The sequence below is a fragment of the Amycolatopsis sp. NPDC004368 genome (assembly GCF_053602515.1).
The window spans coordinates 26,259-40,140 of sequence record NZ_JBSGDT010000010.1 but is presented as its reverse complement, the minus strand read 5'-3'; the positions used below and the strand labels follow the sequence as shown (position 1 = coordinate 40,140).

General features: G+C 72.6%; 14 protein-coding genes. 3 read left to right on the top strand and 11 right to left on the bottom strand.

Going from position 1 to position 13,882, the window contains the following annotated elements:
* Nucleotides 1–173: 173 nt before the first annotated feature.
* The 6 genes from rbfA to rimP all read right to left on the bottom strand — a co-directional run bounded on the left by rbfA (nt 174) and on the right by rimP (nt 6,318).
* On the bottom strand, nt 174–674 hold the full coding sequence (gene rbfA, locus ACWEOE_RS16755; protein ID WP_452009563.1) for a 30S ribosome-binding factor RbfA: 501 nt from the start codon (nt 672–674) through the stop codon (nt 174–176).
* A gap of 31 nt (nt 675–705) precedes the next feature.
* Nucleotides 706–999: a DUF503 domain-containing protein gene (locus ACWEOE_RS16750; protein ID WP_452009561.1), complete on the bottom strand. Its 294-nt coding sequence runs from the start codon at nt 997–999 to the stop codon at nt 706–708.
* Nucleotides 1,000–1,187: 188 nt separating this feature from the next.
* Entirely contained in the window at nt 1,188–4,232 is a 3,045-nt protein-coding gene (gene infB, locus ACWEOE_RS16745) for a translation initiation factor IF-2 (protein WP_452009559.1), read from the bottom strand.
* Nucleotides 4,233–4,352: 120 nt separating this feature from the next.
* Nucleotides 4,353–4,637 carry a YlxR family protein gene (locus ACWEOE_RS16740; protein ID WP_452009556.1) on the bottom strand — a complete coding sequence of 95 codons (285 nt, stop codon included), beginning with the start codon at nt 4,635–4,637 and terminating at the stop codon, nt 4,353–4,355.
* An 89-nt stretch (nt 4,638–4,726) separates the two neighbouring features.
* A complete protein-coding gene (gene nusA, locus ACWEOE_RS16735; RefSeq protein WP_452009554.1) occupies nt 4,727–5,773 on the bottom strand; it encodes a transcription termination factor NusA in 1,047 nt (348 codons plus the stop codon).
* The gene (gene rimP, locus ACWEOE_RS16730) at nt 5,770–6,318 is read right to left on the bottom strand and encodes a ribosome maturation factor RimP (protein ID WP_452009551.1); all 549 of its coding nucleotides are present in this window, start codon (nt 6,316–6,318) and stop codon (nt 5,770–5,772) included. Before rimP ends, nusA begins: the two co-directional genes overlap by 4 nt.
* Nucleotides 6,319–6,452: 134 nt before the next feature.
* On the opposite strand from rimP, the gene ACWEOE_RS16725 reads away from it, so the two are divergent.
* The gene (locus tag ACWEOE_RS16725; protein ID WP_452009549.1) at nt 6,453–7,373 is read left to right on the top strand and encodes a ferritin-like domain-containing protein; all 921 of its coding nucleotides are present in this window, start codon (nt 6,453–6,455) and stop codon (nt 7,371–7,373) included.
* A gap of 209 nt (nt 7,374–7,582) precedes the next feature.
* Here ACWEOE_RS16725 and ACWEOE_RS16720 read toward each other — a convergent pair whose 3' ends face one another.
* From ACWEOE_RS16720 to ACWEOE_RS16705, 4 genes are all read right to left on the bottom strand, one after another.
* A complete protein-coding gene (locus tag ACWEOE_RS16720; protein ID WP_452009547.1) occupies nt 7,583–8,248 on the bottom strand; it encodes a hypothetical protein in 666 nt (221 codons plus the stop codon).
* A gap of 158 nt (nt 8,249–8,406) precedes the next feature.
* Complete coding sequence (locus ACWEOE_RS16715) at nt 8,407–9,183, bottom strand: isocitrate lyase/PEP mutase family protein (protein ID WP_452009545.1); 777 nt, start codon at nt 9,181–9,183, stop codon at nt 8,407–8,409.
* A 41-nt stretch (nt 9,184–9,224) separates the two neighbouring features.
* The gene (locus ACWEOE_RS16710) at nt 9,225–9,818 is read right to left on the bottom strand and encodes a GPP34 family phosphoprotein (protein WP_452009542.1); all 594 of its coding nucleotides are present in this window, start codon (nt 9,816–9,818) and stop codon (nt 9,225–9,227) included.
* Nucleotides 9,815–11,266, bottom strand: a complete 1,452-nt coding sequence (locus ACWEOE_RS16705; protein WP_452009539.1) for an ArnT family glycosyltransferase — start codon at nt 11,264–11,266, stop codon at nt 9,815–9,817. The genes ACWEOE_RS16710 and ACWEOE_RS16705 overlap by 4 nt, the downstream gene beginning before the upstream one ends.
* Before the next feature lie 157 nt (nt 11,267–11,423).
* Here ACWEOE_RS16705 and ACWEOE_RS16700 point away from each other — a divergent pair, with 157 nt between their 5' ends.
* Together ACWEOE_RS16700 and ACWEOE_RS16695 are read left to right on the top strand one after the other, a co-directional pair.
* On the top strand, nt 11,424–12,635 hold the full coding sequence (locus ACWEOE_RS16700) for a sensor histidine kinase (protein WP_452009536.1): 1,212 nt from the start codon (nt 11,424–11,426) through the stop codon (nt 12,633–12,635).
* Entirely contained in the window at nt 12,632–13,282 is a 651-nt protein-coding gene (locus ACWEOE_RS16695; protein WP_452009533.1) for a response regulator, read from the top strand. The genes ACWEOE_RS16700 and ACWEOE_RS16695 overlap by 4 nt, the downstream gene beginning before the upstream one ends.
* Here the strand turns inward: ACWEOE_RS16695 and ACWEOE_RS16690 are convergent.
* Nucleotides 13,272–13,703, bottom strand: coding sequence for a response regulator (locus ACWEOE_RS16690; protein WP_452009531.1), 432 nt, complete (start codon nt 13,701–13,703; stop codon nt 13,272–13,274). The two genes, ACWEOE_RS16695 and ACWEOE_RS16690, sit on opposite strands and share 11 nt — an antisense overlap.
* Nucleotides 13,704–13,882 lie beyond the last annotated feature (179 nt).

Here is a 13,882-nt window from a genome sequence, read left to right as displayed (position 1 = left end):
AAGAAAGCCGCCGGCCCCGAACTGGTGTGTTCAGGGCCGGCGGGCTGGTGGGCGGGGCAGCCGCGGACGGCGTACCCAGCGAGGCGGAGCGCCCGGTGGAGGTGGCGACGAACGACGCGGCGCCACGGAACAGCGCGCCGCGTCGTGGGACGTCGGGGATCCTCCGGAGCGGTTCAGCCTCGGGTCTCCTCTTCGGTTTCGGCGTCGGTGTCGGTGTCGGCGAGGTCGTCGTCGTCCTCGTCTTCGCGTGGCGCCTTGTACGGGTCGGCGTCGCCGGCGTGCTGGGCGCCGGTGGCCTGGCGGGCCACCTCGGCGTCGGCCTCGCGGGCCTTGGCGAGCAGTTCCTCGATGCGGCGCGCGTCGTCGGGGATGCTGTCGGCCACGAAGGCCAGCGTCGGGGTGTAGCGGACGCCGGTGCCTTGCCCGACCTTGGTGCGCAGCACACCGCGAGCGGACTCCAGTGCCGCCGCGGCGCCCGCGAAGTCCGGCTCCGAGTCGAGGCTTTCGCCGAGCACCGTGTAGTACACCGTGGCGTCGTGCAGGTCCGCGGTGATCTTGGTGTCGGTGATGGTCACGGCGCCGAGCCGCGGGTCTTTGACGTCGTGCTCGATCGCCGACGCCACGATCTGCGAGATCCGCTTGGCGAGCTTGCGAGCCCGAGCAGGATCGGCCATGGGAACGTCCCCTTCTGAAAAGTTCTCCGGTCTAGTCGTCCGGCCCCACGAGCCGGCGGTGCGCCGACAGGAGGACGAACTCCGGCCGCGAGGCCACGAACCGCTCGCACGAGTCGAGCACGTCCCGGACCTGCTCGCCACCCGCGGCGACCACGGCCACTCCGATGAGGGCTCGCCGGTGCAGGTCGAGGTGACCCGCTTCGGCCACCGACACGGCGAAGCGCCTGCGCACCTCGGCCACCACCGGTTTGATCACGGACCGCTTCTGCTTCAACGAGTGAATGTCGTCGAGCAGGATGTCGAGCTCGAGAGCTCCGACGTACATAGGCTCCTTCAAAGCAAAACCACGTGCGAACTGAAATCCCGCGGCGGCCGAATCGACCGACGCGACCACCGCGGGGGTCCAGGGGGCTTGCCCCTGGCGGGGGTTTGGGGGTTCGACCCCCAAGAAACACCGTGAAGGCGGGGAGAGGCGAGCGCTTTGGCGAGCACGCCCCTCCCCTAAATCAGCCTTCACGCACGGGGCTTCTCCCGCTGTTCGTAGGTCTCGATGATGTCGTCGACCTTGATGTCGCTGTACGAGCCCAGCGTGAGACCGCACTCGTACCCTTCACGGACCTCGACCACGTCGTCCTTGAACCGCCGCAGCGAGCTGACGGGCAGGTTCTCGGCCACGACGGTGCCGTCGCGGAGCAGGCGCGCCTTGGCGTTGCGCCGGATCTCGCCGGACACGACCAGGCAACCCGCGATCGTGCCGATCTTGGAGGACTTGAAGACCTCGCGAACCTCCGCGCGGCCCAGCTCGACCTCTTCGTACTCCGGCTTGAGCATGCCCTTGAGGGCCTGCTCGATCTCGTCGATCGCCTGGTAGATGACCGTGTAGTACCGGACGTCGACGCCTTCGCGGGTGGCCCGCTCCGTCGCCTTGCCCTGGGCACGGACGTTGAACCCGAGCACGATCGCGTCGGACGCGGTCGCCAGGTCGATGTCCGACTCGGTCACGCCACCGACGCCGCGGTGCACCACGTTCAGCTCGACGTCGTCGCCGACGTCCAGCTGCAGCAGTGCCGCCTCGAGCGCTTCGACGGTACCCGAGTTGTCACCCTTGATGATCAGGTTGAGGCTGCTCGTCTCCTTCAAGGCGGAATCGAGGTCCTCGAGGCTGACCCGCTTGCGCCGCGACGCGTTGAGCGCGTTGCGGGTGCGCGCGGAGCGGCGCTCGGCGATCTGCCGGGCGACGCGGTCCTCGTCGACCACCAGGAAGGTGTCGCCCGCGCCCGGCACCGAGGTGAACCCGATGACCTGGACGGGACGCGAGGGCAGCGCCTCGGTGACGTCCTCGTTGTGCTCGTCCACCATGCGGCGGACGCGGCCGTAGGCGTCGCCCGCGACGACGGAGTCGCCGACGCGCAGCGTGCCTCGCTGGACCAGCACCGTGGCCACCGGACCGCGGCCGCGGTCGAGGTGCGCCTCGATCGCGACACCCTGGGCCTCCATGTCCGGGTTGGCCCGGAGGTCCAGCGCGGCGTCGGCGGTCAGCAGGATCGCCTCGAGCAGCCCGTCGATGTTGATGTTCTCCCGCGCGGAGATGTCCACGAACATCGTGTCGCCGCCGTACTCCTCGGCCACGAGGTTGTACTCGGTGAGCTGCTGGCGGATCTTCTGCGGGTTGGCGCCTTCCTTGTCGATCTTGTTGACCGCGACCACGATCGGCGCCTTGGCGGCCTGCGCGTGGTTGATCGCCTCGACCGTCTGCGGCATCACCCCGTCGTCGGCGGCCACCACGATCACCGCGATGTCCGTCGAGTTCGCACCGCGGGCACGCATGGCGGTGAACGCCTCGTGACCCGGGGTGTCGATGAAGGTGATCAGGCGCGGCGTGCCCTCGAGCTCGGTCTCGATCTGGTAGGCGCCGATGTGCTGGGTGATGCCACCGGCTTCACTCTCGCGCACCTTCGTCTTCCGGATCGTGTCCAGCAGGCGGGTCTTACCGTGGTCGACGTGACCCATGATCGTCACGACCGGCGGGCGGACCTGCAGCTCTTCCTCGCCGCCCTCGTCCTCACCGTAGGTGATGTCGAAGGTCTCGAGGAGCTCGCGGTCCTCCTCCTCGGGGCTGACGACCTGAACGTTGTAGTTCATTTCGCCGCCGAGCAGCTCGAGGATGTCGTCGGACACGGACTGCGTGGCCGTGACCATCTCGCCGAGGTGGAAGAGCACCTGCACCAGCGAAGCCGGGTTGGCGTCGATCTTCTCGGCGAAGTCGGTCAGCGAGGCACCACGCGGCAGCCGGATCGTCTCGCCACTGCCCTTGGGCAGGCGGACGCCGCCGACGCTGGGCGCCTGCATGTTGTCCATGTACTCCTGGCGCTTCTGCCGCTTCGACTTGCGACCCTTGCGCGAGGGACCACCGGGACGCCCGAAGGCACCCGCGGTACCGCCACGGCCACCGGGGCCGCCACGGCCACCGCCGCCACCGCGGAAGCCGCCGCCACCGCCGGCGGGGGCACCCGTGCCACCACCGGGACGGAAGCCGCCACCGCCACCGCCGCCACCACCGGGACGGAAGCCACCGCCGCCGCCACCACCGGGGCCGCCGCGGAAACCGCCGCCGCCGCCACCGGGACGACCGCCGCCGCCGGGGCCACCACGGGCTCCGCCACCGGGGCCACCACGGGCGCCACCGCCCGGACCGGCCGGACGCGGGGTACGGCCCGGCATCATGCCGGGGTTCGGCCGCGGGGGCATGTTGCCCGGGCTCGGCCGGTTGCCACCGGCGCCACCGCCGGGACGCGGCGCGGGCCGGTCACCGCCGCCACCGGCACCGCCGGGACGCGGCGGCCGGTTGTCGCCGCCCTGGCCCGGGCCGGGGCGCGGGGCCGGCGGACGCGGGGCCGGGGCGCCGGAACCGACGCCGAACGGGTTGTTGCCGACGCGCGGGGTGCGCGGGCCGGGCTTGGGACCGCCGGGCTTGGGACCCTGCGGCTTCGGCGGCACGACCGAACCGGCCGAAGAGGACGCGGCGTCCTGCTTCGGAGCGGGCTTCGGCGCCGCGGTGGCGCCGCCGGACGGCTCGGCCTTGGCCGCGGGGGCCTGCACCTCGGGCTGCGGCTGCTGCGGCTGCGCCGGGGTGGCCGGGCGCGGACCGGGACGCGGGCCCGGACCCGGGCGGCCGCCCGGGGTGGCCGGACGCGGGCCACTGGACTGCGGAGCGGCAGGCGCGGCCTTCGCCGCCGGAGCCTGCTGCTGCGACTGCTGCGGAGCCGGCGCGGCGGGCCGGGGGGCCTGCGGAGCGCTCGGGGCAGCGTTCGAGTTGCCGTTGGAGTTCCCGGCGTTCGAAGGACCGGCGGGCGGCATGGGCCGCGGGCCGGGCGTCGGGCCGGGCTTCTTCCCGCCCTTGGCGGGGTACGCGTCACGCAGGCGACGGGCGACGGGCGCCTCGACCGTGGATGACGCGGACTTCACGAACTCGCCCTGCTCCTTGAGCTTGGCGAGAACTTCCTTGCTGGTGATGCCGAGCTCTTTCGCGAGCTCGTGTACACGGGCCTTGCCTGGCACAGCTCTCCTCATCTAGGGGAGGCCAGGCGGTGAAGAGACCCGCTGACCTCGTCCTTATCGTCGCGCGTTCATGGCGTCGGCTTCACGGCTGACTCATGACGGGTCGACCTGCTTCCTTGTTCACTCTCGGCCCGAGAAGGTCTCGGGCCCCATCTCCGTGGTGGGCACCGCGAATGCCGCGTGTTCACGCAGGCCCGCGGCGTCGAGTGCGCCCTGGGCCCGAAGGGCCCGGGGGAACGCCCGCTTCCGCTCGGCCTTGGCCAGACAGCCCGGTGTGGGGTGCAACCACGCTCCCCGCCCCGGCAGCCGCCGACGTTCGTCGACGACCAGCCGCCCGGCCACCGCGACCACTCGCAGCAGCTCACCGTTCAGGACCCGCTGCCGGCAGCCGACACACGTGCGCACCGGAACGTGCCGGTGACGCTGGAGGTCGGTCGTGTCGCCACATCCCCGCGGCGGCTCCTGAACCATTGTCGAGTCTAGCGCTTCGACCTTCACTCAGCCGAACCGGTTGTCGCGGCGGGCCGCGTCTGTCCGGCGTGGTCTTGCTCACCCTCCCCTTCGGCGGGTGCGGCGTCGCTGCGGATGTCGATGCGCCAGCCCGTGAGCCGGGCGGCGAGCCGCGCGTTCTGGCCCTCCTTGCCGATGGCGAGGGAGAGCTGGAAATCGGGCACGACGACACGAGCGGTCTTCGCCCGCTCGTCCACGACACGAACAGACACAACCTTCGCCGGGGACAAGGCATTCCCCACGAAGCGGGCCGGATCCTCCGAGTAGTCGATGATGTCGATCTTCTCGCCGGCCAGCTCGCTCATCACGTTGCGCACGCGCGCGCCCATCGGGCCGATGCAGGCGCCCTTGGCGTTCACGCCGGGCACCGAGGAGCGCACGGCGATCTTGGTCCGGTGGCCCGCTTCGCGCGCCACCGCGGCGATCTCGACCGTGCCGTCGGCGATCTCGGGCACCTCGAGTGCGAAGAGCTTGCGCACGAGGTTCGGGTGCGTGCGCGAGAGCATGATCTGCGGCCCGCGGTTGCTGCGCGAAACGCCGACGACGAACGCCTTGATGCGCGTGCCGTGTTCGTAGGACTCCCCCGCGACCTGCTCGGCCGAGGGCAGGATGCCTTCGGTGTCGCCGACCTGGACCACCACCATGCCGCGGGCGTTGGCGCGCGCGTCGCGCTGCACCACGCCGGCCACGATCTCGCCCTCCTTGGCGGAGAACTCGCCGAAGGTCTTCTCGTGCTCGGCGTCGCGCAGGCGCTGCAGGATGACCTGGCGGGCCGTGGTGGCGGCGATGCGGCCGAAGCCCTCGGGCGTGTCGTCCCACTCCTCGTCGACCTCGCCCTCGGGGGTGAGGGTGTGGGCGAGGACGCGGACGAGGCCGGTCTTCTTGTCGATGTCGATGCGCGCGTGGGGCTGGTGCCCCTCGGTGTGCTTGTAGGCCGTGAGCAGGGCCGTCTCGATGGCCTCGATCACCGTGTCGAAGGGGATGTCCTTGTCCCGTTCGATCGCCCGCAGCGCGGCGATGTCCACGTTCACTTCGGCTCCTCCTTCGCTTCCGTCTGGCCGGCAGGGGTGCTGCTCTTGCCGGACGCGTCCTGTTCCAACATTTTGAGCTCGTCGACGGGTGGTTGCTTGAACTCGATCTCCACCACGGCCTTCGCCACCGACTTGTAGTGCACGTCCTTCAGCCGGCCCTCGAACAGGACCGTGACGCGCTCCTCGCCTGCATGGCCCACGCGCGCGACGAACTCCGCACCCTCGGCCGGCGTGATCCGGACCAGGCGGAACTTCGCGCGGCGCCAGTGCCGCGGCTGCGAGAGCGGCCGGTCGAGGCCCGGTGAGGTGACCTCGAGGGTGTAGGCGCTCGCGAGCACGTGCTCGTTGTCGTCGAGCACCGCCGACACCTTGCGGCTGATCTCGGCGACCTCGTCCAGCCCGACCCCGTCGTCGGAGTCGACGACGACCTTGACCAGCTGCTTGCGGCCGGCCTGCTGCACCTCGAACGAGTCGAGGTCGAAACCCGCGGCGGAGACGGCTTCGGCCACTATCGGCTGAAGCCGGCTGGCGAGTTCGTTGGGCACGTGGAGCACTCCTGTTCGGCCGAGGTGACGCGGGCTGGTCACGACTGTGGTCGGTGGTGGACCAGCTTATCGTGCGACCCCGCGGGGACGCGCGAGCGGCGGTGCCGGTGCCGGGCCTGGCAGGATGGGCCGACGTGAGACCGACCGACCTCTCCCGGCTTTCCCGGCGCGGCGTTCTGCGCCTGGGTGCCGTCGCCGCCGTGGCCCTCCCGCTGGCGGCTTGTTCCGGGGGCTACGACTCGAGCCCCGACCCGCTCGCCCCGCTGCTGACGGCCGCCGACGCCGACGCATCCGCGGCCCGAGCCCTCGGCGGCGCTGTCGCCGGGCAGGTCGCCGACGCGCGCGCCGCCCAGGCCGCCGCCCTCAAGCCCGAGGTCGACCGCCTCAACCGGCCGACGCAGGTGAGCACTCCGCCCGCCGCGCCCGCGGACGTCGGCGCGTTCAAGGAACGCCTGGCCGCGGCCCGGAAGCAGGCCGAGGACCTCGTGCCCACGCTGCCGGCCTACCGCGCCGGGCTGGTCGCGGGCGTCGCCGCCGGCTGCGCGAGCCTGCAGCGCATCGCCGCGCCGCTGGGCCCCGGCGCGGACGCCCAGGCCCCGGTCGCGCCGGCCGGGAAGCTCGCGGAAGACGCCGTCGACCCGCTCCAGAAGGCGCTGGCCTCGGAGCACGCGGCGCTCTGGGTGTACGGGCTGGTGACCGCCTTCCTGCCCGGCGAGTTCGGCGACGCCCTCAAAGCGGGCCGCGCCGAGCACACCGACCGGCGCGACGTGGTCACCCAGATGATCGAGTCGGCAGGCGGCACCCCGGTGGCTCCGGAAGCCGCGTACGTGCCGCCGAAGCCCGTCGACGACACCGCCTCGGCGGCCGGCCTCGTGGCGAGCGCGGAACAGGACTCGGCGGCGGCGTGGCTCGGCGTGGTCACCCACACCGACGACGCGGGGCTGCGGAAGATGGCCCTGCAGGCCCTGATCGCGGCGTCGCGGCGGGGGACGCCGTGGCGGCAGGAAGCCGGGGAGAAGCCGACGGCGCTGGCGATGCCGGGGCAGCCCGTGTGAGGTTGCGGGAGTGAAAAAGGGGTCGTTCCCGGTGAGGGGAACGACCCCTTTTTCGTCCGGTTCGCCGGTGCCCTGCCGAGGCCGAAGCTGCCGTCACGGCACGGCTTCGGCACCGGGCATGATCGCCCGGGGCCGGGGCTCGGCCGTGAAAAAGCCGTGAAAAAGAGGGGCCGTTCCCGGTGGTGGGAACGGCCCCGTGTGCTTGGTCGTCAGTGCAGGTCGGCGCCCAGGTCCAGGGCACCCGTGGCGATGCGCTTGAGGAGCGCGTCGTCCTTGTGGCGGGCGTAGAAGTCGGCCAGGACGATGGTGACGTCGGTGCCCGTGACGGCCGATTCGTACTGCGCCTGGTCGCCGCTGACCTTGGGGGCGCCGGCGGCCTTGTAGGTGCCGTCGCGGACGAGGTCGTTGACGTTGCCGGTGCCGTCCTGGTCGGTGAGGGCCTTGAGCTGCGCGGCCTGCGCCGCGGTCGGCATGCTCACCTTGACGACCGAGACGAGCGCCTTGGCGTCGCCGTACTGGACCGTGTAGAGCCCCCGCGCGAGCGAGCCGCAGGGGTTGGTCTGGAAGAACTTCTTGGTGTCGTCGTAGGACTTCGCGGCGCAGTCGGTCGACTTGTTCGGGCCTTCGACCAGCTGGTAGTCGAACGGGCTCGTCTTCACCGGCTCCTGCGCGACGGGCGGCGGCGTGCTGTCGTGCCGGATGAGGTACCAGACCAGCCCCGCGACCACGGCGATCACGAGCAGCCCCGCGCCCCGCACCAGCAACGCCTTCGTGTCCCGCGCCGGCGCCGGACCGGGCGGCGACCCCGGCTGCGCGGGCACCGCGGCGAGCGGTGCCGTGTCCGAGGGACCGGGGGTGAAATGCGGACCAACCACGGGCACATACCGTAGTTCACCGCTGGCGGCGGCTTCACCCGAATGCGGTGAGAACGCGTTTGACGTCGTCAACGGTGTTGTCGAGTGGGCAGCCAACCCGGCGCGGCCGGTGCGCGGACTGACCGTGACGGCGGCCCGGGGGATCGCGCGGCCGGAACCTACCGGTCCGCGGGCAGCAACCCGGCCACCTCGTCGTACGAAGGCGGCGCCAGCGGCAGCTCCCCGCCATCCCGGGCAGCCGCCACCGTGGCCAGCGCCGCGGCCAGCGCGACGCGGTACGGCGTCGACCCCAGGCTCACCCTCGCCACGCCCAGATCGGCGAGGCCGGCGACCGTGACGCGCCCCGGCAGGAACAGGACGTTCAGGGGCAGGTCCGTCGCCGCGACGACCGCCGTGATGTCGTCCGCGGCGGCGAGGCCGGGCACGAACAGGCCGTCGGCGCCGGCGTCGCGATAGGCGTGGGCGCGGGTGAGGGTGGTGGACAGCGAGCCGGAGCCGAGCCAGTGCGTGTCGGTGCGGGCGTTGAGGAACACGCCGGGCGCGGCGGCGCGGGCGGCCGCGATCAGGGCGCACTGCGTGTCCACCGGGGCGAGGGTGCCGTCGGCACGGCCGTCTTCCAGGTTGACGCCCACGGCGCCCGCGTCGGCCAGCTCCGCCACGAGGTCGGCGACCACGGCCGGGTCGGTGCTGAAACCGTCGGCGATGTCGACGCTCACCAGCACGTCCAGCGGCGCCAGCGCGCGGGCCAGCGCCACCGTCGCCGCGCGGGACGCGGGGGCGCCGTCGGCCAGGCCGGCGGCGGCCGACACACCCAGGCTCGTCGTGCCGACCGCCGGGTGGCCCGCCGCGGCGAGGGCGGCGGCGAAGCCGAACTCCCAGACATTGGGCAGCAGCAAGGGTTTCCCGGGCAGGTGCAAGGCGGCGAAGGACGTCATTCCGCCACCGTAGGCCCCGAACCCTTCGGCGGCGGCCGAACTCACCCGCTCGCCAGGAGCGCGAACCGCCGGGCCCGCAAGTGCCGTACCGCCGCTCGCAGTTCCGTCACGCCGGCGGCCAGAGCCAGCTGCTCGAGTCTCCGAGCGTGCCGACGCGCCGAACAGCGGGTGAAGCCCACCTCCGCCGCCGCCGCGAGAGCCGTCAGGGCGGCGGTCGCATCGTCCACTGTGGAACCGGACAGGGCAGCGTCCACAGTGGCCCGAATCTCGTCGGCCGGCGTCCGGTCGACCAGCTCCACCACCTTCCGCCGCGGCACCCGCACCAGCCCGGCTGCGGCGAGCTGCAGTTCCAGCGAACGCACGGTGTCCGCGGATTCACGCTGCACCAGGCGTTTCCACCGCATCGGCCCCTCCTCGGTGAGGTCGGCGAGCAGATCGTCGAGCAGCAGGTCGCCCACGGGCCCGTGGCCGGCGGCCGACACCCGACCGCCGGCAACGGCCAGCCGGCCACGCAGCACGAGGTCGGCCACCGCGGCGGCGCGCACGAGCAACGCGGCGTCACTGCGCCTTCGCACGCGGCCCCGATCCGGATCGCATGCCAGCAAGTAGGCCCGAGCGGCCAGTGAAAGTGTCATTGCCGCTTCACCTGCGGCCAGATCGCGTCCCACGGCTGCGTCCTCCCCGAAAAGTGCCACACCAGACCGGGCACCACCTCGGTGACCGACGAGAAATACGGCTTCAGCAACGCCGGCTCGAAGCCCACGAACAGCACATCCCGAGCCAGGTCCGGCGGCCGGTCGAAGTACCAGTACCCGCGGTGTCCACTGTAGACTTCCGTGATCCCGTAGGGCGGCCCGTAGTACTCCACCGCCGCCGCGAACGGATAGATCTCCGCGTACACCGCCGTGTGCGCCTTGTCCGGCAGCGCGGCGTACGTCTGCCCGACGACGTCGGCGACCTGCTTCTGCGCCGTCTCGCCGCCCGCGAACACCGTGCCGAGTGACACCGGCCCGAACGTCGTCGCCGTCACTGAAGCGGGCCACACGGGCAACCCGGCCACCGTCACCGCGGCCGACAGCGCGAACGCGACGCCCGCTGGGATCCGCCACCACCGCGCGAGGTCGCGCCGGCTCAGCTCCACCGCGGCGGCCGCGAACGGCAGCGCGTAGAAGCTCATCAGGTAGTACGAACGGCCGTGCGTCAGCACCACCACGACCGTGACCAGCACCAACGCGAAGGCGAGGTAGCGATACGGCCGCAGCTCGGCCGAGCGGAACAGCCGCCACCCGCCGTACAGCAGGCCTACCACGCCCACGCCCATCCCGGCGCCGAGCAGCCCGTCGCGCGCGAACGCCCAGTACCCGGGGAACTCGGCCGCGACGACGTCGGCCATGTGCGCGTACGGCCAGTCGTGCGCCGCCTGCCAGACGAGGGTGGGGATGGTCGCCACCACCGCGATCAAGGCACCGAGCAGGAGTTTCGGGCGGCTCGGCAGCCGGCGCGGGCCGAAGACCGCCGCGCTCACCAGCACCGCGGCCCACAACGCCGGGATGAGGAACTTCACCTCCAGCGACACGGCCGTGACCACGCCCGCCCGGACGAGCAGGCCGTCGCGGCGGGTGCGGGTCCAGCGCACCAGCAGGAACACCACGACGGTCCACAGGAACGGGTCCAGCGCGTAGGTGGAAACCCAGTGGCTGAGGATGACCAGGTTCGACGTGGCGTACAGCCCCGCCGCCACCAGCTGCGCGCCGCGACGGCCGCCGAGCTCGCGGGCGATCAGCGCGGTGACCGCCACCCCGGCGCCGACCGCGATGGCCATCGGCAGGCGCAGCGCGAGCAGCGAACCGGGGAACAGCCGGTCGAGCGTGCCGGCCAGCAGCGGGACGAGCGGTGGCTGGTCGAAATACCCCCAGGCCGGATGATCTCGACCAGCCACCAGGAAATAGAGCTCGTCGAACCCGTGCGCGTAGCGGACGCTCGTGACCACGAGCGCGGCCGCCGCCAGCGCGGCCACGGTGAGCACCGGCAGCCGGGCGAACGCGGCGACGTCCCGGGTGCTCGTCGTCTCCGTACTCGTCATGATCCGAGTGGACCGCGCCGGGCCGGGTGCGCGTAACGGTGATCGGTAGCCGGCGCGGGCCACGAACGTTGTCGGCCGCGCAACTTCCGTTGCGGCCGCTCCCCCGGCGGATGCGTACCGGCCGCGCAGGTCCGGACCAGCCGTTACCGTGACGGGCGTGACCGAAGTGCGGCGTGGGACGTGGCCCCGGCCGGCCGATCTGGGCTGGCTCGCGGCCGCGGTGCTGCTGTTCGCGGCGATCGACGTGTCGCTGCAGCTGGCCGGGCCCACGAGCGGCGCCTTCGGGCCGTACGCCGGGCTGGTGCTGCGGCTCGCGTGCGACGTGACGCTGCTGGCGGTGTTCCGCTTCCCCGACGCGGTGGCCGGGGTGCTGGTGGTGGCGTCGCTGGCGATGCTCGCGTCGGACCTGTTCTCGCCCGGGCTGCTGGTGCCCGCGGACCAGCCGAGCCTGATGACCGTGCCGACGATCACGCCGGTGGTGCTGAGCCAGCTGCCGCGCGTGATGGACCGGCGGCGGCTGCTGTGGCTCGGCGGGGTGCTGGCGGTGCTTGCGACGCGGCCGTGGGACCCGGCGTGGAACACGACGCCCTTCGGGCTGCTGAGCACGGCGTTGCCGGTGGCGGTGGCGCTCTACTTCGAGGCGCGGCGGCAGCTGCTGCGTTCCCTGCGCGATCGGGCCGAGCGCGCCGAGCGCGAACAGCACCTGCTGGCGGAGCGGGCACGCGCCGAGGAACGGCGGCGGCTCGCGGGCGAGATGCACGACGTGGTGACCCATCGGCTGAGCCTGATGGTGCTGCACGCGGGCGCGCTGGGCGTGGTCTCCACCGACCCGGCCGTGCGCTCGGCGGCCGAGGACATCCGTCGCGAGGGCGCGCACGCGCTGGACGAACTGCGGGACCTGGTGGGCGTGCTGCGCGACGGGTCGTCGTTCGAGCCGCCGGCGGCTTCCCCGGCCCCGGTGGCTTCGCCGGCCGACCTGGTGGCCGAGTCGGTGGCCGTCGGCGTGGCCACTGAGCTCACGGTGAGCGGTGATGCGTCCCAGGTGTCACCGACGGTCGCGCGCACGGCGTACCGCGTGGTGCAGGAGGCGCTGACGAACGTGCGCAAACACGCGCCGGGTTCGTCGGCCGTCGTGGTGCTGCGGTACCACCCCGGGGGCCTGGAGGTGTGCGTCACCAACACTTCCGCGTGCCGCCCACCCGACCCGACCCTCGCCGGCAGCGGCTCCGGCGCCGGGCTGAGCGGACTGCGCCAGCGCGTCGAGCTCGTCGGCGGGCGCCTGGAGTCCGGCCCCGAGCCCGGCGGCGGGTTCCGGGTCGGTGCGATACTTCCCGCCTACGTCCCGACGACGGAAGGTGCTCCCCGGTGATCACGGTGGTCGTGGCCGACGACGAGCCCATGGTCTGCGCGCACCTGCGCACGATCCTGGGCTCCGCCCCGGACCTGACGGTGGTCGCCTCGGCCGGCGACGGCGCCGAAGCGGTCGAAGCCGTCGTGCGGCACCGTCCCGACGTCGTGCTCATGGACCTGCGCATGCCCGGCGTCGACGGCCTCACGGCCATCACCCGCATCGTCGCCCTGCCCGACCCGCCCGCGGTCGTCGCGCTGACCACGTTCGACGCCGACACGTACGTCATCCGGGCCCTTCGCGCGGGCGCCGCGGGCTTCCTCGTGAAGTCCACCCCGCCCGAAGACCTCATCGGCCTCGTCCGCGTCGCCGCCGACGGCCACACGGTGCTGTCGCCCTCCGCCGCGCGCCGCCTCGTCGCCTTGTCCTCCGACGGCCACGCCCGCACCGCCACGGCCCAGCGCCTCACCGCCGCCCTCACCGACCGCGAACGCGACGTCCTGACGTGCCTCGGCGAGGGACTGTCCAATGCGGACATCGCCTCCCGGCTGCACCTGGCGGAGGCGACGGTGAAGAGTTACGTGTCGCGGATGCTGGTGAAGCTGGAGTGCGGGAACCGGACGCAGGCGGGGTTGCTGGCGCATGAGGCGGGGTTGGTCAGTCGCTGAGATCCTCGCGCTTCTGACGAGGGCCGGTGTCGACCGGCAGGAGCTGCCGACCGGCTACCTGCACCTCAAACCGTCGGCGGTGCTGTTCCGCGTCGAAGGCCGCCCGGGCGGCCGTCACCTGCTTCATGTGGTGGCGGGCCCAACCCGCCAGCATGTCCAGTGGCTCGGCCAGGTCCCGGCCGAAGTCGGTGAGCTCGGGGCGGTCGGCGTTTCGCCGCGCGATGACCCGTTCGACGGTGCGATCGAGCCGGCTCTGCCGGTAGGGCTTGAGCAGATGGTCGACGGCGCCCAGGTCGAAGGCGTCCACCGCGTTGTCCGCGTAGGCGGTGACCAACACCAGCGTCGGCACGAGGTCGATGGCCGCGATCATGCGCGACATCGCAATTCCGGACAGGTCGGGCATCGCGATGTCGGCGAACACCCGCGTCGCCCGCCGACGTCCGCCTGCTCCGTCTTCGGGATCGGCGGCGTCGGGCGAGGCCAGCACTTTCAGCGAATCGCCGGCGTCCGAGGCGCGGAGCACCGGGCCGATACCGGATGCTGAAGACAGTGCTGGCCGGCGCGAGCGAGCGAGTACCGCGCATCAGAGAGCTGCCGACC

Coding starts and splice junctions, on each gene's coding strand:
- rbfA (WP_452009563.1), bottom strand. CDS start 674: ATGGCCGATCCTGCTCGGGCTCGCAAGCTCGCCAAGCGGATCTCGCAG.
- ACWEOE_RS16750 (WP_452009561.1), bottom strand. CDS start 999: ATGTACGTCGGAGCTCTCGAGCTCGACATCCTGCTCGACGACATTCAC.
- ACWEOE_RS16715 (WP_452009545.1), bottom strand. CDS start 9,183: ATGACGTCCTTCGCCGCCTTGCACCTGCCCGGGAAACCCTTGCTGCTG.
- ACWEOE_RS16710 (WP_452009542.1), bottom strand. CDS start 9,818: ATGACACTTTCACTGGCCGCTCGGGCCTACTTGCTGGCATGCGATCCG.
- ACWEOE_RS16705 (WP_452009539.1), bottom strand. CDS start 11,266: ATGACGAGTACGGAGACGACGAGCACCCGGGACGTCGCCGCGTTCGCC.